This is a genomic window from Arthrobacter sp. StoSoilB13, from assembly GCF_019977255.1.
Classification (GTDB): Bacteria; Actinomycetota; Actinomycetes; order Actinomycetales; family Micrococcaceae; genus Arthrobacter.
In genome coordinates, this window is record NZ_AP024649.1 from 917,732 (window position 1) to 940,046 (window position 22,315).

Sequence of the window (22,315 nt, forward strand, 5' to 3'; positions counted from 1 at the left end):
CGTGTAGTTTCGCTACGAACGAAGTCCAAAATCCGGTCCTGGACCCAGGTTCCCGTGAACCGCATGAGAGTATGAACGGATGAGCGATCTGAACAACATTCAGCCCACGGATGAGGCTTCGGACGACACCCCTGTGGAAGGAACCACCTTGGACGAGGGCACCACCACGCCCACAGAAGAGCATTCGGGCAATGCGGTACCTGTCAAGGATTCCAAGCCCCGGGGCGCGAACCTCCAGGAACTTGTTGACGAGCCGGCCAAGGTAATGAGGATCGGTACCATGATCCGCCAACTCCTTGAAGAGGTGAAGAGCGCACCGCTGGACGACGCTGCCCGCGGCCGGCTCGCAGAGATTCACGAGCGCTCCATCAAGGAACTCGAGGACGGATTAGCGCCGGAGCTCATCGAAGAGTTGGAACGCATCAGTCTTCCCTTCCCCGATGAGAAGGCGCCATCGGATGCAGAGCTTCGCATCGCCCAAGCCCAGCTTGTGGGCTGGTTGGAGGGCCTCTTCCACGGCATTCAGGCTGCGGTCGCGGCTCAGCAGGCCGCAAAGGCACAGATGCAACTCCGTCAGCTTCCGCCAGGGACTGTCATTGCGCCCGGCATTGTCATCGGCGAAAACGGTCAACCGCAGCGCGCCGCTGCACCGGGTGCGCCTGGTGCGGCGCCCCAGGGCCGACCCGAAGATCCGGACCACGGCCCGGGCCAGTACCTCTGAGCTTGACCGTGGGTTTCTTTGGGGCCGTCCGGCAAGGGCGGAAGGACGATCTTGAGCTGGGTAAGGGGCTCTGGCGCCGCGCCCACGATCGCTTTCACCGCGGATTGGACCGGTACCATCAGGTCCTTGAGGGTGTCGACGACGACCAGCTTTACAACGAGCTCGTGGAGATCGCGAATGAGCTGGCCGAGTTGTCTCCTCGTGTGAGAACCATCTGCGTGGAAGCCCAAAAGAGGGCCCCGAGCGATGGCTTGGACGTTCCTGGTTCTCTAGCCGGTGTTCACCGCGCTCTTTCCAAGGCTGGGAATTCCTTGGCCACCACGGCCGAGGCAGCGGCCATGCTTCGGCTGGCCGTTGGCCCCGTCCCTGTGGGTGCATTGTCTGTCAGGCGCCGGGCGGAGTCAGTCTTCGAGCAGGTTGCCGACGCTGAACGCCAACTGCGGGCTCCAGAGGTTCAATAAAGCAAGCGTGTGCAAATACTGGCGCACGCCTATATTTACAGATTGCAAGCAGTTAAGCGGATAGCTGATCTCTGTAATATTTGGTGCCTCAGGCAACCCATTGCTGGCAGGATGACAAACATGACTTCGTCACCAACACTTACTTTCAACGACGGCAACACCATTCCCCAGCTCGGCTACGGGGTGTGGCAAGTTGAAGACGACGTAGCCGAAAAAGTTGTGCGCCAGGCGTTCGAAGCGGGCTTCCGCCACATCGACACCGCAAAGATTTACGGGAACGAGTCTGGAGTGGGCCGCGCCATTGCTTCCTCTGGCCTTTCCGCCGAAGAAATCTTCATCACCACCAAGCTCTGGAACGCCGATCAAGGCTACGAGTCCACGCTTGCCGCGTTCGAAGAATCCATGGACCGCCTGGGCATTGAGACATTGGATCTCTACCTCATCCACTGGCAGCAGCCCAAGCAGGACAAGTTCGTGGACACCTGGAAGGCCCTGATCGAACTCAAGAAGCGCGGCCGGGTCAAGTCCATCGGTGTTTCCAACTTCACCGTTGAGGGACTGCAGCGCATCATCGATGAAACCGGAGTTGTCCCGGCCATCAACCAGGTGGAACTGCACCCGTTCTTCAACCAGGCCGAACTGCGCGCCTTCAACGCCTCCAAGGGCATCCTGACGCAGGCTTGGTCACCGCTGGGACAAGGTGGGGAACTGTTGGAGAATGCCACGGTGGCCGAAATCGCAGCCAAGCATGGCGCCACCCCGGCCCAGGTAGTCATCGCCTGGCACTTGGCCATCGGCAACGTCGTGATCCCCAAGTCCGTTACGGAATCCCGTATCCAGGAGAACTTCGCCGCCTTGGGCGTGAAGCTGGACGACGCCGACGTCGAGGCCATCAATGGCTTGGACCGCGGTGCCGAAGGCCGCATCGGCCCCGACCCGGCAGTCTCCGACTTCGCCTAAACCCGAAGCCTAAGCACGTGCCCCGCCCCGACCTGGGGTGGGGCACTCGCCGTTAACGCCCGACGCCGGTACTCGCCACCGGGGCGAAGCGCCCCGAAGTCCGTGGTGAACCTTGAGTCCGTGGTGAAATTGAGCGACGCAAGGGACGGAGTTCGCATGGTGGTGTTTGACGCATTGGAACGGCAGATTGTCGCTGCCCTCCAACTGGATCCGCGCTGTCCTTGGCGCAAGATGGCGGCTGTGCTCGGTGAAGCTGAGCGGACGGTGGCCCGCCGGGGATCGCAGCTCTTGGAATCCGGGGCCGTCGCCGTGGTGGGGGTGCGCCCCAGGCCGACTGCAGTCCTCGTGGAAATGCGCTGCACCCCGGGAACAGTACGGGCGGCAGCCCAAGCACTCGCGCAGCGCACCGACACCACGTTCGTTTACACCACCACCGGCACCGGCGATTGCGTTGCCGAAATCCTCACCGAACCAAACCGCATGGGCGATGTCCTCTCCGATGAGTTGCCCTCAACCATCGGCCTGCGCGACTCCACCAGCTACCCTGTATTGCGCTACTTCCGGACGATCCGGGGCTGGCGGCCCGAGATCCTGACCACGGACAGGGCGGAAGCGCTTCGCTCGGGTTTGACGTCCGACTCAGGCATCCTGGAGCCCCTGCAGGAACTGAACCGCCAGGACACTGAACTGGTGGACGCGTTGTGTGCGGATGGGCGAATGAGTTTCGAGGCACTCGGGCGGCGGGTCGGCGTCTCCGAGGCTACTGCCAGGCGCCGCAGCGAGTGGCTTCTGGCCAACAACCAGGTCCAACTCCGGGCGGTGGTTGAACCCGCGTCCTTTGGGTTGGCAGTAGAGGCGTTGCTTTGGATCCGGGCTTCGCCGCAACACGTTGAGCAGCTCGGCAAAGGCCTGGCGGAGCTTCCCGTGGTTCGCTACGCAGCCGCGATCGCAGGCGACTACCAACTCGTTGCGGACGTGACCGTGGGGGACATGTCCTCCCTCTACCGCTTCATCACGGGCTCGGATTGGGCGCAGTATGCTTCAGGCGTCGACGTCTCCATCCTGCTTGATGCCCGTAAGCGCGGCGGACGGCTCATGCGGCCGTCGTCGTAAGGGTTGCAGTGCCCGTTGAAGCATTCGACCCGGCCTCAAGGACAGGAGCGACGGCGGCGTACCCCGTCTGCTGCTCGAAGGCGCGGCCCCACCGGAGCAGCTGCATATCCGTGTAGTGGTTGCTGGCGAGCTGGAGGCCAATGGGCAGGCCGGCGGAGCTGAACCCGGCGGGCACGCTGAGGACGGGCAAGCCTGTGGCGGATAACAGGCAGGCGGAGCGCATCCAGTCCAGGTAGGTTTCGGAGGCCGCGCCGGCTACCTCCAAGGGATACCGGAGCGTCGCATCAAAAGGCAGGACCTGGGCGCAGGGACTGGCGAAGAGATCGTAGCGCCCGAAGAACTCCTGCACGCTCTTTTCAAGGCGGGTCCGGGCCGCGGCGGTCTCGATGAGATCCCGGGCAGTCAAGGCCAAGCCCTTGTTCACATTCCAATGGACTTCCGGCTTGATGACATCCCCGGCTCGTTCCAGGATCGGGCCAAGCCCGGCGGCAAAGTCCATGGCCCGCGTGTTGCCGAATACCAGGTCGGCCTCGCTGAAATCCGGTGTGGCCTCTTCCACGATCGCTCCGAGCTTCTCGAAAACTGCCAGCTGCCGCTCAAGATGATCAAGAATTTCCGGCTCCACGGGTACGCCAATCCCGAAGTCCCGTGACCAGCCAATGCGCACTCCGCGCATGTCGGTCTCCAGCCCGGACCGGAATACCTGCGGATCAAGGCCTGCCGGATGGGGAACGCGGGGGTCCTTGCCGGCGGTCACGGACATGAACAGTGCAATGTCTTCCACGCTTCGGGCCATCGGCCCGGTCCGTCCCAGCCACGCGTACGCGTTGACGTCGGAGGGCATGGGGATTACCGCCGTCGACGGCCTGAAGCCAACCACATTGCAGAAGGAAGCCGGGATGCGAAGCGAACCGCCCATGTCGCTGCCGTCGCCGATGCTCTGGACGCGGGACGCGACGACGGCAGCTACTCCGCCGCTGCTGCCGCCCGCGCTCAGGGTGGGCGCGTAGGGGTTGGTGGTGGTGCCGAAGAGCTCGTTGAAGGTGTGGGAGCCCGCTCCGAACTCGGGGACATTGGATTTTCCGGTGCTGACCACCCCGGCCGCCTTCAAGCGCGCCACGATCAGGTCGTCGGCGTCGGGAATGAAGTCGCGCAAGGCGAGGGACCCCTGGGTGGTGCGCATCCCGGCGGTGTTGTTGGTGTCCTTATGCGTCATGGGGAGGCCGTGGAGGGGCGGGAGTTCGGCACCGGAGGCGGTGAGCTGGTCGGCCTGGTGTGCCAGGTTCTCCGCTCCCTCCGGGTCGAGTGTGACCACGGCGTTGATGACGGGGTTCACCTGGGCGATCCGCTCCAGATGGGCTGCCAGGGCTTCGCGTGCCGAGACCTTCTTGTCCCGGATGGCGGCGGCGAGTTCGACGGCGGACAGCTCGCCAATGGTGTCAGTCATGGTGCTCCTTTGCTGGGTGTTCTCTGCCTGAAAGTGTGCCCCGTCACATCAGGGTGCGGAAGTCGGAGCTTTCAAGGAGGCCTCGTTTGACTGTTTCGGCCAATCAAATGGCTGATTCCGTCAGCTATTGTGTGTGATCCGGCTCATAGCGGAAGGTGTTGCTAACCCACTGGCCGATCTGGTCGTTGGGCAAGGATTTGCCCTTAGCGCAGTACCTACCGGACAAGGACGTCGACCGGGGACTGGCGCCGGGCACCAACCGGAGGTTCCCCATGTATCAACCCCTGGCACTTCAATCCCTCGCACTCCAACCGTTCGCCGCGAACGGCTCAACCGACATCCTGTCCACCGCGAACAACCCCGTCCTGTGGATCTGCGTTGCCGGCGTCTTCGGCGTCATCATCATCCAGTCCCTCATTTTCATGAAGGCAGCCCGCCGCGCAGCTCCCTCCGTGAACATGAGCGCACAGGACATCAAGACGTCGTTCCGCTCCGGAGCCGTTTCGGCCATCGGACCCTCACTCGCCGTTTCACTCGTGGCCATTGCCCTGTTGGGGCTCTTTGGCGCGCCGGCTGTCCTGTCCAGGATTGGCCTGATCGGATCGGCCGCCTACGACGTATCCGCAGCCGGCATCGCCGCCGGTTCAATGGGAGCAAAACTCGGCGACGCCAGTTACACGCAGAGCGTCTTCGCGGTCGCGTTCTTCGCCATGAGCATCGGCGGCGCCATGTGGATGCTTGCCACCCTGATCCTGACCCCGCTGCTCCGCAAGGGCGACGCCAAGATCCGTTCCGTGAATCCGGCGGCCATGGCGATCGTCCCGGCAGCCGCCCTGATCGGCGCGTTCTCCTGCCTGGGACTCACCGAGCTGCCGAAATCCGGAATCCACGTCCTGTCCTTCGTTGTCTCGGCGGCGGTCATGGGTATTTGCCTGCTGTTGGCCAAGAAGCTCGGCAAGAGCTGGCTGCGCGAATGGGGACTGGGATTCTCAATCGTCATCGGCTTGGGCGCTGCCTACCTCGCCGTCGGTCCGGCCGTCGGTGCCTGAGCGCACGGCGCCAGCACCTGACCCCGACTCCCGCCCTGCAGCCAGACCACTGAGCACGAAAGGAACACCCCTCATGTCTTCCATTACTTCCGCTCCCGCTACCACGAATACCGCCATGGCGGACTTCAACCGCACCACGTCCCGCTGGGGACAGATCACCATGATCGGCGGATTGCTGATCTCCATCGCCGGGCCGCTGTATCTGGTCTTTGCCAGCGGCCTCGACATCGGCCCTGCCCAACTCTGGATCGCTTTCGCAGCCGTCGCCGCAACGTTCGGCATCATCTGGATCGTTGAGCCGCTCACGTACTTCCCGATCCTCGGGCCAGCCGCCATGTACCAGGCCTTCATGATCGGCAACATCTCCAACAAGCTCCTGCCGGCGGCCCTTGATCGCCCAAACCAACATCGGCGCCAAGCCGGGCAGTAAGCGTGCGGAGCTTGCCGCCGTCGTCGCTATCTGCGGTGCTGCCGCAGTCCACCTGATCTCCCTCGCGATCTTCGTCGGGCTGCTGGGCAGCTGGCTGATCAGCGTCATTCCGCCGTCTGTACTTCTCGTGACCCGCCTGTATGTTCTGCCCACGGTTCTTGGTGCAGTCCTGGTGCAGGCCATCGTGTCCATGAAGCAGCCCCGCACCACGGTCTTCGCGCTGCTGGTCTCGGCGGTCGTCGTCTTCGTGGTGCTCCCCTTGCTGCCGTCGCTGGCCATGGTGTCCACCGCCATCGCCGTGCTGGGAACCATTCTGCTGGCGTGGTTCTTCCGCGGAAAGCAGGTCATGGAGGCCAAACCGATCCACATCGAGTAGCGGCCACGCCCGAAACAACTCCCGACTGACAAACAAGGAAGACAGGACCATGAGCCAAACAGCTACCGCACTTCAGCTCGACAGCGAACAGACAACCAAGCTCCACTCGTTGTACCGGCGCCTTCACGCGCATCCGGAACTGTCCATGCAGGAGTTCGCCACCGCCACACTGATCGAGGAGCAGTTGGACGCACTGGGCATTGAGCATTTCCGCTGCGGTGGCACAGGGGTGGCGGGAATCCTCAGGAACGGCGACGGTCCCGTGGTTGCCTTCCGTGCGGACTCCGATGGCCTGCCCATCGAGGAAGCCACCGGGCTGGATTACGCCAGCAAGGACACCGGAACGCTGCCGGACGGCACCTCGGTTCCGGTAATGCACGGCTGTGGCCACGACACGCACGTGGCCAGCCTGCTCGGTGCCGCCGAGGTGCTGGCAGGGAACCGGGATGCCTGGTCCGGGACCCTGGTCTTGATTTTCCAACCGGGGGAGGAGACCGCGGCAGGCGCACTTGCGATGCTCGACGACGGGCTGTGGGACAAGGCTCCCCGGCCGGAAGTGGTCTTCGGGCAGCATGTCATGCCGCGCCCTGTGCGAACGGTCGCCATTTCAAGCGGTCCCGTGGCGGCCATGGCCGATTCGCTCCGCGTCACGGTTCACGGCCAGCAGTCGCACGGCTCCCAGCCGCAGGATGCCATCGATCCAATCGTTATGGCCGCGCACATGGTCACCCGGCTCCAGGGGATTGTGTCCCGCGAGCTGGACCCGCGGAAGTCCGCCGTCGTAACGGTCGGTACCTTTCATGCCGGGCTCAAGGAGAACATCATCCCGGCGTCGGCGGAGTTCACTTTGAACATCCGCACGTTCGACGAGGACGTCCGCGGACTTGTCTTGTCCGCTGTCCGTCGCATCATCGAGGCCGAGGCTGCCGCATCCGGCGCGCCGAAGCCTGAGATCGAGGAGATGTACCGCTTCCCGCAATGCTTCAACGATCCCGACGCCGTTCCTGCCGTGATCGAGGCACTGCGCGCTCAGCTGGGGACTGAGTCGGTGGAAATCACCCCGCCGATGATGGGCAGCGAAGACTTCGGGCACCTGGGAACGGCGATCGGAGTGCCGTCCGTGTTCTGGATGTTCGGCGGAACTCCTGCAGCCGGGCACGAGGGCCCCGGTCCCATCCCCGTGAACCACTCGCCGTTCTTCGCCCCCGAGCTGGAAGGCTCCTTGGCCGGAGGCGTCTCGGCCGCCGTCGCCGTGCTGATGTCCCGGCTGGGCAACTGAGAATTTCAAGGACATTCCCATGACTTCAGCTCTGACAGATTCTTTGACCCAACCACAAAGCGCCACAGACGCACCGCCGTCGGTAAGCCCAAACCTGCAAGCAGCCCAGGGCCCGCTCGCCGGCAGGCTCGTGGTGGACCTCAGCCGGGCACTTGCCGGTCCGCACGCCGCCATGATGATGGGCGATCTTGGGGCGCGGGTCATCAAGATTGAAAACCCGGGTACGGGAGACGATACGCGCGGGTGGGGTCCACCGTTCGTGGGTCCGGAGGACGATCCGCAAGCCACGTACTTCCTGTCATGCAACCGCAACAAGGAATCCCTCACGCTGGACCTCAAGAGCGAGGACGGCCGGACCGTCCTCCGTCAACTGTTGGAGCGCGCCGACGTCGTGGTGGAAAACTTCCGGCCAGGGGTTCTGGAACGGCTCGGCTTCAGCACCGACGCCATGCACCGCATCAACCCGCGCTTGGTGATCCTCTCCATCACGGGTTTCGGCCATGACGGTCCTGAATCGCACCGCAGCGGTTATGACCAGATCCTGCAGGGCGAAGCCGGGCTCATGTCCCTCACCGGTTCCGGGCCCAATGATCCACAGCGGGTGGGTGTGCCGATCGCCGATCTCCTGTCCGGGATGTACGGTGCGTATGGCGTGGTGGCTGCTTTGTTGGAACGGGAGCATACGGGCCGCGGGCAAGTGGTGCGGACGTCGCTGCTTGCGTCCCTTTTGGGTGTCCACGCCTTCCAGGGCACCAAGGTCACCGTTGCCGGTGAAGCCCCGGAAGCGCAGGGAAACCATCACCCGTCCATTGCGCCGTACGGGCTCTTCCGCTGCCGGGGTGGCAGTGTCCAGATCAGCGTTGGGAGCGAGAAACTGTGGGCGGCGTTTGCTGCCGCCTTTGGAATCGACCCCTACGCTCCTGGCCTGGCCACGAACGCGGACCGGGTCCGAAACCGCTCCCGTGTCATCGACGTTGTGGAGGCTGCCTTCGCCGATTACGACGCCGAGCCACTCCTCGCCAAGCTCAGCGACGCAGGCATTCCGGCCGGGAAAGTCCGGACACTCAAGGAAGTCTACGAGTGGCCGCAGCTTACCTCGCAAGGACTGCTGGTGGACGTCGAACACCCCGTTCTGGGGCCCGTCACTTTGCCGGGGCCTCCATTGCGCTTCTTCGACAACGCCGACGGCGCTGAGTCCACGCGCCGTGCCCACACTGCGCCGCCGCTGCTCAACCAGCACGGCGACGGAATCCGCGAATGGCTCGCCGCCGGGGAGGTGGGCTGAATGGCGACAACTGCCACCCGCCGTCGGCTTGGGGTCCGGGAGCTGCTGGAGGAAACGCTCGACGCCGGGACTTTCGTTTCGTGGGATCGTCCGGTTCGTGGCGCGCAGGGTTCCTCGGGTTCGGCTGATGCTGTGTCCGCTGACTACGCTGCCGACCTGGAAGCGGCGCACGAGAAGTCCGGCAGTGATGAGTCCGTCCTCACGGGCGAAGGCCGGATACGCAACCACCGCGTGGTGGTTGTCGCATCTGACTTTGCCTTCCTGGCCGGCTCGATCGGGCGAGACGCGGCGCAAAGGCTCGTAGCCGCCGTCGAACGTGCAACGGATCTGGGCCTCCCGCTCGTGGCCATGCCGGCGTCGGGCGGGACCCGCATGCAAGAGGGAACCAGTGCGTTCCTGGCCATGGTGGAGATTGTGGCGGCGGTCCAGGCGCATCGTTCGGCCGGGCTGCCCTATTTGGTGTATCTGCGGCATCCCACCACCGGGGGCGTCATGGCGTCGTGGGGTTCGTTGGGGCACGTCACCGCGGCTGAGCCGGGTGCGCTCCTGGGCTTTCTCGGCCCGCGCGTGTACGAAGCCCTGCATGGCGAGCAGTTCCCTTCAGGAGTGCAGACCGCCGAGAACCTGTTCGATCACGGCCCTGGTGGACGCCGTGGTTCCCGCTGAAGGACTGCGCGATTACTTTGGGCGTGTTCTGGACCTGTTGCGTCCTAACGCTGCCGTGACCCCGATGGCTGCCTCCCTGCTCAGCGCGGACGCCCCAGCCACGTCCCGGGATGCTGGGGCTGCAGTGACCTCGGACGTAGGCGCGTGGGAGTCCGTGCTGCGCTCAAGGGATCCGCTCAGGCCGTCTCCGGGTGAGCTTCTCCGGGAGACCGCGGACGGTGTGGTGCTGCTGCGCGGTGCGGGCGATGGCGCCAAGGACCACGGAATGCTCGTGGCACTCGCCAGCTTTGGCGGGACCTCCTGTGTGGTGGTGGGGCATCACCGCACCAGCTCCGATGCAGCTGCTGTTGACAGACCCGTAGCGATGGGTCCCGCCTCCTTGAGGGACGCGCGGCGTGGCATGCGGCTCGCCCAGGAACTGAACCTGCCGCTCGTCACGATCATCGACACTGCAGGTGCCGCACTGTCGAAGGAAGCCGAAGAGGGTGGGCTGGCCACCGAAATTGCCCGGTCCCTCTATGACCTGTTGGGCCTCGGATCGCCAACGTTATCGGTCATGGTGGGCCAAGGTACCGGAGGAGGGGCACTGGCACTGCTGCCCGCCGACCGGACCATCGCTGCCCGGAACGCCTGGCTCGCACCGCTGCCGCCGGAGGGTGCCAGCGCCATCGTCCACAGAACCACGTCGCGTGCTCCGGAACTCGCGCAGGCCCAAGGCATCACGGCCGCCGCGCTCGCAGCCAGCGGAGTGGTAGACGTGGTGGTGGAGGAGAATCCCGACGCCGCGGAAGAACCCGTTGATTTCTGCCGCCGCATCGGTGACGTGATCGCCGTCGAGCTCCAAGGCCTTGCCCGGCGGGGTGCCCCCGGGCTCCAGCAGCGACGGGCAAAGTATCGCGCGCTGGTGTCGTAGCGGCCGGAGCCCTGCCCGTTCCTCGGCCAGCGGGCAGGGCTTCAGCCTATCCTTGCGGGGCAGTCAGCAAGCCGGCCGGTTGAGCACGTCGCTGGACACGCGTTGTTTGAGCAGGGAACCTCCGGGACCCTTGAGTAGCTTCCGGTCCTTCACCATGATTGTTCCGCGGAGCACGGTCATGCTCGGCCACGCCGCAACTTTGTAGCCCTCCCAGGGTGTGTAGTCTGCCTCGTGAAGATCCGAGGCCGTAATTTGGCGTTCCGCACTGGTATCAAGGACTGCCAGGTCAGCATCGCTGCCAATCGAGATGACGCCCTTCTGTGGATAGAGGCCAAGGATCTTCGCCGCATTCGCAGACGTTATATCGACGAAACGCGTCAGGTCCAGGCCACGCTTTGCGACGCCCTCGGTGTAGGCCACGGCCATCCGCATTTCCACCCCGGCATGGCCACCGGTGGCGTCGAATATGGTCTTGCCACGCGTTTTGACGTCCAGATCGGTGCACACTCCATCAGTGGCCAGGGTGCTGAGCGAGCCATTGAGCAGCGATTCCCACATCGAGTCACGGTCATCCTCGGACTTCAGAGACGGGTACGTGTGATAAATCGCGCCGTTCTTCTGCCGGTAGTCGTCCGCTGTGAAATAGGCGTAGTGGGGAAGGATCTCTCCGTATACAGCCTGCCCTCGTCCGCGGGCCTCGCGAATGGCGTCCACGCCTTCGCGCGCACTGACGTGCATCAGGTAGATGGGTGCACCTACGTGCTGGGCAAGCGTAATCGCCCGCTGAAATGAAAGTTTCTCGGACAGGTTGTTGTGTGCGTGATGCATGTACTCGATGCCGGTCTTGCCCTCCCGCTGCAACTTCTTGTAGGAGTACATGACGATGTCGTCGTCTTCGGCGTGCACAGCGAGCATCGCGCCGGCGGCGGCCGTTTGCTCCATCAGCCCCCACATGTTGCCCAAGTCAGTTTTCTGTTTCGGCCGCGTCGGCGTCGTATTCGTCATCCACACCTTGTAACTGCCGTGGCCGCCTGCCACGGCGTCAGGAATCTGCTCCAAAACTTCGAAGGGAATTTCGGGTTCCTTGAACGTGCCGTGCAGCGCGTAGTCGGTGTAGGTAGAGCCGGCCCCACTCGGCGGACTTCCGCGCGAACGATTCGGACAGTTCGTCACCGGGCTTCCAATGTGCGAAATCAACAAGCGTGGTGGTCCCGCCGTAAATGGCGCCCTCGCTGACGCGGTCCGGTCCGAAGCACATGATGCCGCTCTCGGCAGCGGTTGGAAGGACGGAATTCGTGTGGACGTGTGGGTCCACGCCGCCGGGCACCACGAGCTGACCCTTAAGGTCTACCGTCTCCCGGGCTTCGTCGGGTGCGCCCGCGCCCGGTGCCCGAAGCGAGACGATCTTGCCATCGGAAATACCAATATCCAGCTTGCTGGCTCCGGAGGGCGTGACGACCAACCCATTGGTCAGGAGGAGATCAAACATGGGGGACCTGCGCATTCGTAGTGTCGGGAGTTTCCAAGGTGAAGGGTTCAGTTCTGAAATAGCGCGAGGCCAGCGTGACCTTGGCCGAGACACGGGCGTTGACCAGTTGTGAAACGGACACGTCCGCGGCCGCGCTCAGCAGCATCGCGGTCTTTTCGCGCGACCATTGCCTGTCGCTTTGGAGCAGTTCCAGCATGTCGTCCAAGGCGAGCCTTGCCGCCTCATCCAGGGTGTCGCCGTCGCCGATTGTTATGACCGAACCGCCGCTGAGGACCACTGGCCGCTGGATGCCGTCTGCAACTCGAATTGTGGGCCCAGGAACAACTGTGCAGGAGAGCCGCACGCTGCCTTCGACCTCGACCGCGGTCAGCGAGCACTCGCCATCCCCCTGCGCCGCGTGCAGGTCGCCGGCGTACAGCATCGCTCCGGCTACTTGGACAGGGATCACGACGGCGGAACCTGCAGTTACGTCCTTGCAATCCATATTGCCGCCATGGATTCCTACGGTGCTGGAGTTCGGGCCGGCACCCACAGGTGCCACTCCGATCTTCCCCACCATGGGACGCACAGGAATGGTTGTGTCCTCATCGAACACAACATGGCCATTGGCGATCTCCACTACATGGCCTGCCCGTCCCAGGCCGTCGGTGAACCCGCCGCGTCCTGCCAGCGTCACCATCGCACCGCGATCGTGGATCCTGATTTCGTGGATGTCTATTCGCAAAATATCGCCGGGGTTCACTCCGCGAATGGCAACCGGACCAGTGACAGGGATGGACAGTTTCTCGTACTCCCCGGTCTCCTCGAAGAGGCCACCAGTGAGCAGGCTGCGCGCATCCAGCCAGAAATGCTCGCCCTGATCGACGGTAAGTTCTGGTTTGGCTGCGGACTCGAAGGATAGTGAGGCGTTGCCAAATCCGACGCGCGGCACTTCCTGCAGCGTCTGCGTTTCGTTCATGGGTGCCTCCATTCAGGACGGGTAGACGGGTATTGCCCAGTTCTGGTCTTGGGCGACCTGCCCGATCACGGCCCTCCGGTAGAGGTCCTGGAGGCTGCGGGTGAGGTCCCCGGCTGTTCCGTCGCCGATAGTTGTGCGGTCAACCGAGGCAACGTGGTTTACTTCTGCGGCACTGCCGCAGACAAACACTTCCTCAGCTGAGTACAGCTCGGTGCGGTCGATGGGCCGGACGTCGACGTCGAGCCCCAGTTCCGTCCGGGCGAGGTGCAGGACACTGTCCCGGGTGATTCCTTCAAGAATGCTGTCGGTGACGGGGGGAGTGCACAGCCTCCCTTGGCGGACCATGAAGACGTTGTAACCGGCGCCTTCAGCCACATGTCCGCTTTCGGTAAGAAGCAGCGCGGCGTCATAGCCGTTTCGCTTGGCTTCCAACAGGGCCAGCCTCCCGTTCTGGTAATTGGCAATTGACTTGACCCTGGGCGGCATGGACCGATCGGAGAGGCGGGCCCCAACTGCTGATTTGCACATCCAGGCCGGTTGCGCCGAAGTAGTTGCCCATGGGAATGGCTGCCATGAAGACAGTAGAGGGACCCGTGTCTTCCGGCTTTCCATCCTTGGAATCGACGAATACCTGCGCCCGCATATGGAGGTTGCCCCGCAGGTCGTTGGCGCGAATGAGTCCGAGCAGCTGGTCGCCGAGCTGGTCGATGTCCTGTGGGCCGTCGATTTCCACGACCCGCATGGAATCGATCAGTCGCTTCATATGGTCGGCCACCCGGAACGCGTACAGTTGCTGGTCGTCCTCGCTCCAATACGCGCGGAAGCCCTCAAAGACCCCGACGCCGTACTTCAGTGATGTGCTCAGCACATGAAGGCGGGCATCGGCATAGTCCACCAGCTCGCCGTCGTGGAGGAGGTACTTTACTGGCTGGCCGGGAGCTGGCTGCCTGGTGCCAACTGCGGCTGCTGCTTCTTGAAAGTCGTCCATGGTAGGTTCCGTTCCTCATTTATCTGTGCTGGCGGGCATGACAGCCAGCAGCTTCATCTCAAGCGGCACTTGCTCACTATATTGAAGTCCCTTCTCGGTGATGTCAATGGTTCCGACTGTCTTGTGGCCGCTTCCAAGGGTGCAAGTGGCCACGGAGGGGCCAGCGAGGAAGAATCCGCACTGCAGCTCCTCTAAGTGCGCCAATCCGGCGATTTTCCCAAAAAGGAGTGCAATTCGTCACACTTGGCGCTACAGTCAAATTCAATAAAGTGATGAGACTTTGATATGAGGCCCTCGCCCGTCAAGGTCCGAACAGGAGCTGAACATGTACCAGCCATCGGTCCGTAGCCAGGACGATCTTCAATACATTGTGAGTGGGCTCAACGCGAGCACACCTAACAACTCCCTCTCAAACTCCCGCGGACTTCGTGAGGAGGCTCCATGAGCATTCAAGGGCTTCCGCGTACATCGCCCGGCCTCCGCGTGACGGGGTGGGCCCGCCGCGGCCAGAGCCTCCTGATGAACCGGTCGAGCACCATCATGGTCGCAATCGCGGTGACCATCATTGTGGGATTGCCGCTTATGGCCATGGTGGCTCCGCTGCCGCACGACCCATTGCGTCCGGATACGGACGCAATCGGTATTGCACCCAACGGGACCCATTGGTTTGGCACTGATGGAAATGGGATGGACATTTTCTCCCGCACCATCGAGGCTGCGAAGCTGGACCTTCCAGTTGCCCTCGCCGCCACGGCACTGTCGCTGGTAGTTGGCGTTCCTTTGGGCCTGTTCGCAACGAGCGGCAAGCTCGGCGATGCCATCATGCGCGTCATTGACGCATTTGCAGCCCTTCCGATCATTGTGATCGCGGTGGTCTCCATCAAGCTGATGGGTGGTGGGGCGACGGACGTGGTCCTTGCGATCGCTATCGTGGCTGCGCCCAGGTTTGTGCGACTTTCCCGCGCTGCGGCGCTGGCACTTCGGTCCGCGCGATATGTGGAGGCTGCCGCAGCGATTGGTTGTTCTCCGATCCGCATCGCCTTCAACCACATCTTCCGCAACGCATATGGCGTGGTTCTGGTGCAGGCAACGCTCACCGCTGCCAACGCGCTCGGAACCATTGCTGCATTGAACTTCCTGGGTGTAGGCGTGAAGCCGCCTACACCCACGTGGGGGGCAATGATCAACGATGGCGTCAGCATGCTGATTCGCGGGGAATGGTGGGCTGCTGCCTTTCCCACGCTTGCCATGCTCCTGGCGATTGGTTCCCTGAACGTGATCGCCGGGGGAATCGAAACCAAGATCGAGCGAGTGGAAAGGGCGCGATGATGACAGGACTTCACGTACAGGACCTCGTCACCGAGTTCCACTCCCGCGGCGGAATAACGCGGGCCCTGCACGGTATCTCCTTCGATGTCGGCGCCAACGAAGTCGTGGGCATCGTGGGTGAGTCGGGATCAGGGAAGTCCACTGTTGTGCGCTCGGTGATCAAGCTGCTGATGCCTCCCGGACGTGTCATGGAAGGTACTGCCGAATTCCACGGCCAGGATCTGATCCGTTTGCCGGAGCGGCAGATTCGCCATATCCGTGGCAAAGAGATCGGCTTCGTGGCGCAGAACCCCTTCAGCGCGTTGAATCCGGTGGTCCGCATCGAGAAGCAGTTCGCAAACATCGCCAAAGCCCACGGGCTGAGGGCGGACGCCGAATTACGTGGCCGGGCGCTCGACTTATTGGCCTCCTCCGGTGTCAACGAACCCGAACGGGTAATGCGTGGCTATGCGCACGAACTCAGCGGCGGTATGGCTCAGCGCGTCGTCATCGCCATGGCGCTGTACCTCAACCCACGTCTGGTTATTGCGGATGAACCGACCACGGCCCTGGACCTCACCGTGCAGCGCCAGGTACTGGACACGCTCACCCGGTTGACGAAAGGGAGTGGACGGTCAATGTTGATCGTCACGCATGACCTTGGAGTGGTGGCCAATTACTGCGATCGCGTCCTGGTGATGTACCGCGGCCGGATTGTTGAACATGGACCCGTGTCTGAGGTTTTTGTCCATCCGAAGGATCCCTACACCGTGTCCTTGCTTGACTCAGTAGTGCAGCCGAAGGCCGCTGCGCCCGGCAAAGCAGAGCCGGAGGCCGGGAGGCCCGCCAGCGCGCAGCCGAAAACTTCCGACACAACGAATCCCACCGTTCTCTCTCCATCCAGGAGTGCCTAACCATGCCCATCATCGAACTGAAGGATGTCAGGAAAACGTTCCGAAGCCCCCAAGGGCAACTCGTCACTGCGGTGGACGGAGTCTCATTGGCCGTCGAACGGGGCGAAACCTTGGGAATCATTGGCGAGAGCGGCTCCGGCAAGTCCACACTGGGCCGCCTGATTCTCAGGCTCATTGAAGCCGATTCGGGCACGATCCTCCTGGAGGGCGAGGACATCCGGGACTTGTCGAAAGCGCAGCTAAGAAAACGACGCCGGCGCTGGCAGATTGTGTTCCAGGAGCCTTTCGCGTCCCTGAACCCGCGTTTGACGATCCGCCAAATCGTCGAAGAGCCGCTGATCGTTGCGAAGACATATGGCTCCCGGGCCGAACGTCTGCGCCGTGTCACGGACACGCTCGAAGAGGTGGGGTTGTCGCAGGATTTCCTCGGCAGGCGTCCCGCCAACCTCAGTGGTGGGCAACAGCAACGGGTGGGCATTGCCCGCTGCCTCGTCACTGACCCGACGCTGGTGGTCCTGGATGAACCGACGTCCTCACTGGACCTGACCATCCGGGCATCCATCCTGCGCATGTTGGCCAAGCTCCAGGTGGCAAGGGGCCTGACCTATGTCTTCGTTTCCCACGACATTGATACAGTCCGTCACTTTTGTACCAGCGTGGCTGTCATGCACCGCGGACGGTTCGTTGAAACAGGTTCCACGGATGACGTTCTTTCCAATCCCCAGGAGCCCTACACACAGGCCCTGATGTCCGCGGCAATGCCTCCCATTCCCTACAACCCAGGAGCCAAGGAGGCCATGGCATGATCCGGTACATCCTCTCCCGTATTGTTATTGCCCTTTTACTCCTGTTGGGACTCATTACCCTGAGCTTTGGATTGGTTTCCCTGCTCCCCGGTAACCCGGCCGTGGCGCTATTGGGTGAGTACGCTACTGAAACCGATATTGCCCGCATCAATAGCCAGCTCGGTTTGGACAAGCCTTTTTGGGACCGCTACTTCGATTACATTGGCCGGACGTTGAGCGGAGATCTGGGAAATTCCTTCTTCACCGGAAGCTCGGTTTCCAGCGAGATCTGGACGCGGTTGCCCAACACGCTTGTCTATCTGGTGCCTGGGCTGGTGCTGGCCCTGCTCATTGGAATGGGAATGGGTACCCTTGCGGCCTACCGATATGGGCGCGTGGCAGACAAGGCATTCACTGCAGGGGTCTCCGTCCTCATGGCCATGCCGGAGTTTGTCCTGGCGCTCCTTCTTCTCTTTATCTTCTATCAGCAACTCCATCTGGCCCCCGCACCCTTGGGCATGCTTTCCAGCTCCGATATCCCGCCACCTAAAGTCACGGGATCTTTGGCGCTGGATGCGATGCTCGCCGGGCAATGGGGGACGATGCAATCCATCCTCAGCAGGGCAGTGCTGCCGATTATCACCATGGGCTTGTTTTTTGCGGCTCCCTTTGGAAAGACCGTCAGGACCGGTCTCCTCCAAGTCCTCAACTCACCGCAGATCGAATTTGCGAGGGCCTGCGGACTGAAGCCGCTGCAGGTGTTCCGCTACGCCCTCAGCGACGTGAGGGGAGCCTTGATGACCTACATGGTGCTGTTGTTTGCCGCCGCGTTGAGCGGTGCGGCAATTGTGGAAAGTGTCTTCTCCTGGCCAGGTGTTGGTGGCTGGTCATTGGACGGGGTGCTTAAGGGCGACGTACCCGTCATACAGGGGTTTGTGCTGATCATGGGTGCTACCAGCCTCCTTGGTTACGTGCTGTTGGACACCCTGATTACGCTGCTGGATCCCAGGACACGCAACAACGCAAAAAGTGGCGTTAGGCGTCCCTCGAAACCGGCCCCTGCTGCAGAGCCGGTCGTAGAGCCTGCCGTGCAGCAGGGTTAGGCGCCCAAAGAAAATCCTTGACAAACCCTCCAGATTCAATAGATTGAAGATATGTTCACTTCATTGCATGCAGACAAGTTGACGGTCCTTGGCGGGAACATCCCGCTCGACGGCCGCGTGAGCTGGGTTCCGCAAGGTGCAACAGGCTTCCAGCCGTCGAACGCCTACCTCCTGGCCGAAGGAACCTCCAGCCTTTTGGTTGATTCAGGTTTGGCTGTCCACAGCGAAGAGATCCTTGACGACCTGGCGGAGCTCATTGGTGAAGGCGGGGGAGTATCCATCTTCTTCACCCGAAGCGAGATGGACTGTGTGTCCAACCTCGAACGGATCGCCGGGCGGTTCGACATCGAGCGGCTCTTCACTGGCGGGGTGATCAACCCCTTCGATGCCTTCGATGACCTGAGCAGGATGGCACTACGCGGGAGGCGCCACCAGATCGACGCGCACAGAACCGAAGAAGGTGACTCCCTGGCCAGGGCTGCCGAGATCCAGATAGCACCCGGCCGCGTGCTCCAGGTGGAATCGCCCCTCCTGCGCCTCCTTCCCACCTTCTGGGGTTGGGACCAGGAAACGGGCACGCTGTTCACCTCGGATACCTTCACGCACGGCGTTATGGACCGGCCCGACGGCCAGCGCATTATCGACTCCACAGTGGAGGACACCACCACGGTGGAACAGGTGGCCGGGCACCTGTATGCGAAGTACGAGTGGATTCCGCGCTCCACGTGCGAGCCCCTGAGGGAGTGGCTCCAGGACAAGTTCGACACCTTGGATCCAGAGATCATCGCACCCTCCCGCGGCTGCGTTCTCAAGGGACGCGACGTGGTTCGCCGGCACCTCGATTTCATGCTCGACGCGCTAACCCCGCAGTTGGTTTAGGAGAGAACCATGGAAGAACAACTCGTAGAGACGATGAGCAGCGACCTCCCACGCAGCGTCGCGAAGGGCGTCACGTGGATGAGTTCCTGCCTCCCGTTCCACTTGGCCGACCGCGTGATCCACGGCCATAACTCCACCTACCTGGTCCAGGGCGAACACTCGTCCATCCTGGTCGATACCGGTAACCCGTCCAGTTGGCCAATCATTTCAAGCACTCTGGATGAGCTGCTGGATGGACGGGAGCTGACCTACGTCTTCCCCACGCACCCTGAGCTTCCGCACACCGGAAACCTGCCAAGGCTCGTGGAGAAGTATCCGAACATCCAGGTGGTGGGTGACATCCGCGACTACCACTTGTTTTACCCGCAGATCGTTCCGAATCTCCACGCAAAGGTGCCCGGGGACAAGGTGGATCTTGGTGGGCAGGAGTTTGTGGTGGTGGAAGCCCTCATCCGGGACTTGCCCAACACCCAATGGGGATTCGCGCCTGGAGCCGGCGTGCTCTTCACCGCCGACGGTTTCTGTTACATGCACCGCCCCGAGCTCGACGACGAAGACCCGGTACACCTCCCGGGCGAATGCGGTTTGACCACCGGAGAACTGCAGGTTCCCATCGCCGTCGAAAACGCGGCGTTCTTCACCGGAAGTGCCCTCTATTGGGCACGCTTCGCAAATGACGCAGACGCAGTATATGACCGCGTCCTTCACCTTATTGATGAACTCGGCGTCACATCCGTGGCCCCAACCCACGGCAATTTCATTAGCAACATCCGCGATGTGGAGCCCATCATCCGGGCCGGCCACAAGCGGGCATACCGCTACGAGACTGCACAGCCGTAGCTTCCCCCCAATAAACGGAGCCACCTTCATGAAAAGTCTGCGTTTGCTCACCGGAGGCGCTGCAATAGCCCTCACCACAAGCCTTGTTGCCTGCGGGGGTCCAGCCCCGCAAACTGCAGCTACCAAATCCATTGAAAACGTTGTTGTTGCTGTGGGCGCCCTGCCTGACAGCCTGACGCCCGCACCGTGGGGCGGCAGCGCCTCCCACGTGGTGCTGAGTGGACTCGGCTCGCAACTCCTCGAATACAAGGTTGGAACAAGCGACGGAAAGTCTTGCCCCGCGCCGTCCACAGAGGTATCGGGCAGGCTGGCCGAAAGCGCCAAACCAAGCCCCGACGGAACGGGTGTGATAGTCACCCTTCGCAAGCTCACCAGTCAGTTTGGAAACACACTGTCGGCCGAGGATGTCCGATGGAGCTTCGACATCGGCATGAAGCGTCAGCCGGTTATGAAGGGGACGCTGAAGAGCAGCGGCTTCAACGTTGACAATCTGGTCAAGGTGATCGACGAGCGCACCTTCCAGTTGAACACCACCGGACTTACCTCTTACACAGAAGAATCATTGCAAAACAACCTCTTCTACATCCACGACAGCACCGAGGCAAAGAAGCATGCCACGGCGGATGACCCCACCGCCAACGCCTGGCTTTCCAAGAACCTCGCCGACTACAGCGGCTGGAAGCTGGAAGAGTTTACTCCCGGAGCTTCCCTGACGGTGACGGCCGATCCTCAGTGGGAGGGCACTCGCGGAACGGTTAAGCGCGTGTCCGTCAAGGCTGTCCAGAGCACCGCTACCCGCAGCCAGTTGGTGGAAACCGGCGAAGTGCAGGTAGCCAATGGGTTTGAATACGACCAGTACAAGTCACTGGAGAAGTCTCCCGGCGTGACTGTCCTGAACTGCCCCAGCCAGACCCGAGACACCATGATGATCAACACGAAGACCGGTCCGCTTGCCGACCCCAAGGTTCGGCACGCAGTCTCCATGGCTATCGACCGCGAGGCGCTGATCAAGGGTGCGTACGCCGGATTTGGTGAACCCGCAGGTTCAATCTTCCCCAATGTCGGGGACTCCCCGATCTACAAGTTCAACAAGGACGAGGCCAGGAAGCTGCTCACCGAAGCCGGATATGGCAATGGTTTCCCGATGACCCTTAGTTACAGCGTTACGCGTCCTGGACCCGTAGCCGCAAAGTCTGCGGTCCTGATCCAGTCCATGCTCAAGGAAGTCGGCATCGACGTCCAATTGCAGAATGTGGCCAGCTCCACCGACTTCTCGACGGCGCTCATCGATGGCCGGTACCAGGCGGTGCTGTACTCGGAGCCGATCGTCATCGCCGATCCCGCCTTCTACAGCTACGCGTTCTACGGCACGGGCGCTCCCAGTAACAGCACCGGATGGTCCAACCCTGAATTCGATAAGGCACGCAGCGAACTCGCGGCCACTCCGGACCAGGAAACGGAAAAGCGCGATGGCCTTCTCAAGAAGATGGCCGGGCTGGTGGATGAGGGCGCAGCCATTCTGTCGCTCGTTGAAACCAGGGGAGTGCTGGTCACCAGGGACGGTCTCTCGGGTGCGGTTCCACTGACCAATGGCCAAATCCACTTCAATTCCCTGGGCCGCTAGCCCGCCGGTAGCTACGCGTGATGCCGGCCGGTCGCCGTCGAAACCCGGCCGGCATCACCCTACAGAAGGAAGACTTCGATGATTGAAATCTGCGGAAAGCAGGTCCGCGACACCCTGCAGGAGTTACTGGATCCGGCCACTACGGCCCTTGTGGTTATCGATATGCAGGAAGGAGCCGTCTACGCCGGCGGCGCCATCGGCGATTCCGGCCACGACCTGAGCATGATGCCTGCCGTCGCCAAGAACTGCGGCAGGGCAATTGAGTCTGCGCGGAAGAATGGCGTGCCGATCTTCCACATCCGGGTCGAAAACCTTCCCGACGGCGCCAGCTCGCCTCCCGCGTGGCTGCGGGCTTTGTACACAGCTGCCAACGGGCGGCCGATCGATCTTGGCAGGCTCAGCCTCAAGGGCGATCCGGCCACGGAATTCTGCGCCGAGTGCATGCCTGAAGAAGGCGAAGTCGTCATCACAAAGCGCCGCCCCAGCGCATTCGTGGGCACGGAATTGGCGCTCCTGCTACGGAGCCAGGGCATCGAATCAGTCGCTTTGGTAGGCGTCTCTACAGGCGGTTGCGTCGAGGCCACGCTGCGGGACGCGGTTCATAACGACTTCTATGCAGTCCTGATCGAGGACGCCGTGGGCGCCTACGACACCGTGATCCACGACGCTGCGCTGACTGTCATGAGGGCCCCGCCACGATGTCTGCACGCTTGACCAAGCCATTGAG

General features: G+C 62.3%; 21 protein-coding genes and 2 pseudogenes. 17 read left to right on the forward strand and 6 right to left on the reverse strand.

The window, feature by feature from the left end; all coding sequences use genetic code 11:
• The first annotated feature begins 79 nt into the window (after positions 1–79).
• The 4 genes from LDP01_RS22860 (at position 80) to LDP01_RS22875 (ending at position 3,255) form a co-directional block, all read left to right on the forward strand.
• A complete protein-coding gene (locus LDP01_RS22860) occupies positions 80–721 on the forward strand; it encodes a bacterial proteasome activator family protein (protein ID WP_224094421.1) in 642 nt (213 codons plus the stop codon).
• A gap of 8 nt (positions 722–729) precedes the next feature.
• Complete coding sequence (locus LDP01_RS22865; protein ID WP_224094423.1) at positions 730–1,182, forward strand: hypothetical protein; 453 nt, start codon at positions 730–732, stop codon at positions 1,180–1,182.
• Positions 1,183–1,302: 120 nt separating this feature from the next.
• Positions 1,303–2,142 carry an aldo/keto reductase gene (locus tag LDP01_RS22870; protein ID WP_224094425.1) on the forward strand — a complete coding sequence of 280 codons (840 nt, stop codon included), beginning with the start codon at positions 1,303–1,305 and terminating at the stop codon, positions 2,140–2,142.
• A 156-nt stretch (positions 2,143–2,298) separates the two neighbouring features.
• Positions 2,299–3,255 carry an AsnC family transcriptional regulator gene (locus LDP01_RS22875; RefSeq protein ID WP_224094427.1) on the forward strand — a complete coding sequence of 319 codons (957 nt, stop codon included), beginning with the start codon at positions 2,299–2,301 and terminating at the stop codon, positions 3,253–3,255.
• On the opposite strand, the gene LDP01_RS22880 is transcribed toward LDP01_RS22875, so the two are convergent.
• Entirely contained in the window at positions 3,236–4,702 is a 1,467-nt protein-coding gene (locus LDP01_RS22880) for an amidase (protein ID WP_224094429.1), read from the reverse strand. The two genes, LDP01_RS22875 and LDP01_RS22880, sit on opposite strands and share 20 nt — an antisense overlap.
• A 272-nt stretch (positions 4,703–4,974) precedes the next feature.
• Here LDP01_RS22880 and LDP01_RS22885 point away from each other — a divergent pair, with 272 nt between their 5' ends.
• From LDP01_RS22885 to LDP01_RS22905, 5 genes and pseudogenes are all read left to right on the forward strand, one after another.
• Positions 4,975–5,751, forward strand: a complete 777-nt coding sequence (locus LDP01_RS22885) for a DUF5058 family protein (protein WP_224094431.1) — start codon at positions 4,975–4,977, stop codon at positions 5,749–5,751.
• Positions 5,752–5,824: 73 nt separating this feature from the next.
• Positions 5,825–6,557: pseudogene (locus tag LDP01_RS22890) on the forward strand (hypothetical protein).
• Between the two features lie 49 nt (positions 6,558–6,606).
• Entirely contained in the window at positions 6,607–7,836 is a 1,230-nt protein-coding gene (locus LDP01_RS22895; protein ID WP_224094433.1) for an amidohydrolase, read from the forward strand.
• A 19-nt stretch (positions 7,837–7,855) separates the two neighbouring features.
• Positions 7,856–9,121: a CaiB/BaiF CoA transferase family protein gene (locus tag LDP01_RS22900; protein ID WP_224094435.1), complete on the forward strand. Its 1,266-nt coding sequence runs from the start codon at positions 7,856–7,858 to the stop codon at positions 9,119–9,121.
• Positions 9,122–10,700 (forward strand): annotated as a pseudogene (locus LDP01_RS22905) (carboxyl transferase domain-containing protein).
• Between the two features lie 63 nt (positions 10,701–10,763).
• Here LDP01_RS22905 and LDP01_RS22910 read toward each other — a convergent pair.
• The 5 genes from LDP01_RS22910 to LDP01_RS23545 all read right to left on the reverse strand — a co-directional run bounded on the left by LDP01_RS22910 (position 10,764) and on the right by LDP01_RS23545 (position 14,135).
• Positions 10,764–11,642 carry a dihydroorotase gene (locus LDP01_RS22910; RefSeq protein ID WP_263433800.1) on the reverse strand — a complete coding sequence of 293 codons (879 nt, stop codon included), beginning with the start codon at positions 11,640–11,642 and terminating at the stop codon, positions 10,764–10,766.
• A 100-nt stretch (positions 11,643–11,742) separates the two neighbouring features.
• Positions 11,743–12,189 carry an amidohydrolase family protein gene (locus LDP01_RS22915; protein WP_263433801.1) on the reverse strand — a complete coding sequence of 149 codons (447 nt, stop codon included), beginning with the start codon at positions 12,187–12,189 and terminating at the stop codon, positions 11,743–11,745.
• A complete protein-coding gene (locus tag LDP01_RS22920) occupies positions 12,182–13,147 on the reverse strand; it encodes an acetamidase/formamidase family protein (protein ID WP_224094438.1) in 966 nt (321 codons plus the stop codon). Before LDP01_RS22920 ends, LDP01_RS22915 begins: the two co-directional genes overlap by 8 nt.
• 12 nt (positions 13,148–13,159) lie before the next feature.
• Positions 13,160–13,633 (reverse strand): aminotransferase class IV, encoded by a 474-nt coding sequence (locus tag LDP01_RS23540; RefSeq protein WP_527249102.1) that lies wholly within the window; start codon positions 13,631–13,633, stop codon positions 13,160–13,162.
• Positions 13,554–14,135 carry an aminotransferase class IV gene (locus LDP01_RS23545; RefSeq protein WP_527249103.1) on the reverse strand — a complete coding sequence of 194 codons (582 nt, stop codon included), beginning with the start codon at positions 14,133–14,135 and terminating at the stop codon, positions 13,554–13,556. Before LDP01_RS23545 ends, LDP01_RS23540 begins: the two co-directional genes overlap by 80 nt.
• Before the next feature lie 441 nt (positions 14,136–14,576).
• Between LDP01_RS23545 and LDP01_RS22930 the strand changes: the two genes are divergently transcribed.
• The 8 genes from LDP01_RS22930 (at position 14,577) to LDP01_RS22965 (ending at position 22,302) form a co-directional block, all read left to right on the forward strand.
• Positions 14,577–15,464 carry an ABC transporter permease gene (locus tag LDP01_RS22930; protein WP_224094439.1) on the forward strand — a complete coding sequence of 296 codons (888 nt, stop codon included), beginning with the start codon at positions 14,577–14,579 and terminating at the stop codon, positions 15,462–15,464.
• Positions 15,461–16,357, forward strand: coding sequence for an ABC transporter ATP-binding protein (locus tag LDP01_RS22935; protein WP_224094440.1), 897 nt, complete (start codon positions 15,461–15,463; stop codon positions 16,355–16,357). The genes LDP01_RS22930 and LDP01_RS22935 overlap by 4 nt, the downstream gene beginning before the upstream one ends.
• A gap of 2 nt (positions 16,358–16,359) precedes the next feature.
• The gene (locus LDP01_RS22940; RefSeq protein WP_224094441.1) at positions 16,360–17,163 is read left to right on the forward strand and encodes an ATP-binding cassette domain-containing protein; all 804 of its coding nucleotides are present in this window, start codon (positions 16,360–16,362) and stop codon (positions 17,161–17,163) included.
• Positions 17,160–18,245, forward strand: coding sequence for an ABC transporter permease (locus tag LDP01_RS22945; RefSeq protein WP_224094442.1), 1,086 nt, complete (start codon positions 17,160–17,162; stop codon positions 18,243–18,245). The genes LDP01_RS22940 and LDP01_RS22945 overlap by 4 nt, the downstream gene beginning before the upstream one ends.
• 51 nt (positions 18,246–18,296) lie before the next feature.
• Positions 18,297–19,124, forward strand: a complete 828-nt coding sequence (locus LDP01_RS22950) for an MBL fold metallo-hydrolase (protein ID WP_224094443.1) — start codon at positions 18,297–18,299, stop codon at positions 19,122–19,124.
• 9 nt (positions 19,125–19,133) lie between these two features.
• On the forward strand, positions 19,134–19,964 hold the full coding sequence (locus LDP01_RS22955; protein ID WP_224094444.1) for an MBL fold metallo-hydrolase: 831 nt from the start codon (positions 19,134–19,136) through the stop codon (positions 19,962–19,964).
• A gap of 28 nt (positions 19,965–19,992) precedes the next feature.
• A complete protein-coding gene (locus LDP01_RS22960; protein ID WP_224094445.1) occupies positions 19,993–21,588 on the forward strand; it encodes an ABC transporter substrate-binding protein in 1,596 nt (531 codons plus the stop codon).
• Positions 21,589–21,666: 78 nt separating this feature from the next.
• A complete protein-coding gene (locus tag LDP01_RS22965) occupies positions 21,667–22,302 on the forward strand; it encodes a cysteine hydrolase family protein (RefSeq protein WP_224094447.1) in 636 nt (211 codons plus the stop codon).
• The last annotated feature ends 13 nt before the right edge of the window (positions 22,303–22,315 follow it).

Excerpts from the sequence above, each read along its gene's own strand:
- LDP01_RS22955 (WP_224094444.1), top strand. The coding sequence starts at position 19,134 with ATGGAAGAACAACTCGTAGAGACGATGAGCAGCGACCTCCCACGCAGC.
- LDP01_RS23545 (WP_527249103.1), bottom strand. The coding sequence starts at position 14,135 with ATGGACGACTTTCAAGAAGCAGCAGCCGCAGTTGGCACCAGGCAGCCA.
- LDP01_RS22870 (WP_224094425.1), top strand. The coding sequence starts at position 1,303 with ATGACTTCGTCACCAACACTTACTTTCAACGACGGCAACACCATTCCC.
- LDP01_RS22950 (WP_224094443.1), top strand. The coding sequence starts at position 18,297 with ATGTTCACTTCATTGCATGCAGACAAGTTGACGGTCCTTGGCGGGAAC.
- LDP01_RS22900 (WP_224094435.1), top strand. The coding sequence starts at position 7,856 with ATGACTTCAGCTCTGACAGATTCTTTGACCCAACCACAAAGCGCCACA.
- LDP01_RS22885 (WP_224094431.1), top strand. The coding sequence starts at position 4,975 with ATGTATCAACCCCTGGCACTTCAATCCCTCGCACTCCAACCGTTCGCC.
- LDP01_RS22880 (WP_224094429.1), bottom strand. The coding sequence starts at position 4,702 with ATGACTGACACCATTGGCGAGCTGTCCGCCGTCGAACTCGCCGCCGCC.
- LDP01_RS22945 (WP_224094442.1), top strand. The coding sequence starts at position 17,160 with ATGATCCGGTACATCCTCTCCCGTATTGTTATTGCCCTTTTACTCCTG.
- LDP01_RS22915 (WP_263433801.1), bottom strand. The coding sequence starts at position 12,189 with ATGTTTGATCTCCTCCTGACCAATGGGTTGGTCGTCACGCCCTCCGGA.
- LDP01_RS23540 (WP_527249102.1), bottom strand. The coding sequence starts at position 13,633 with ATGCCGCCCAGGGTCAAGTCAATTGCCAATTACCAGAACGGGAGGCTG.
- LDP01_RS22960 (WP_224094445.1), top strand. The coding sequence starts at position 19,993 with ATGAAAAGTCTGCGTTTGCTCACCGGAGGCGCTGCAATAGCCCTCACC.
- LDP01_RS22965 (WP_224094447.1), top strand. The coding sequence starts at position 21,667 with ATGATTGAAATCTGCGGAAAGCAGGTCCGCGACACCCTGCAGGAGTTA.
- LDP01_RS22930 (WP_224094439.1), top strand. The coding sequence starts at position 14,577 with ATGAGCATTCAAGGGCTTCCGCGTACATCGCCCGGCCTCCGCGTGACG.
- LDP01_RS22910 (WP_263433800.1), bottom strand. The coding sequence starts at position 11,642 with ATGGAGCAAACGGCCGCCGCCGGCGCGATGCTCGCTGTGCACGCCGAA.
- LDP01_RS22860 (WP_224094421.1), top strand. The coding sequence starts at position 80 with ATGAGCGATCTGAACAACATTCAGCCCACGGATGAGGCTTCGGACGAC.
- LDP01_RS22895 (WP_224094433.1), top strand. The coding sequence starts at position 6,607 with ATGAGCCAAACAGCTACCGCACTTCAGCTCGACAGCGAACAGACAACC.
- LDP01_RS22940 (WP_224094441.1), top strand. The coding sequence starts at position 16,360 with ATGCCCATCATCGAACTGAAGGATGTCAGGAAAACGTTCCGAAGCCCC.
- LDP01_RS22920 (WP_224094438.1), bottom strand. The coding sequence starts at position 13,147 with ATGAACGAAACGCAGACGCTGCAGGAAGTGCCGCGCGTCGGATTTGGC.
- LDP01_RS22875 (WP_224094427.1), top strand. The coding sequence starts at position 2,299 with ATGGTGGTGTTTGACGCATTGGAACGGCAGATTGTCGCTGCCCTCCAA.
- LDP01_RS22935 (WP_224094440.1), top strand. The coding sequence starts at position 15,461 with ATGATGACAGGACTTCACGTACAGGACCTCGTCACCGAGTTCCACTCC.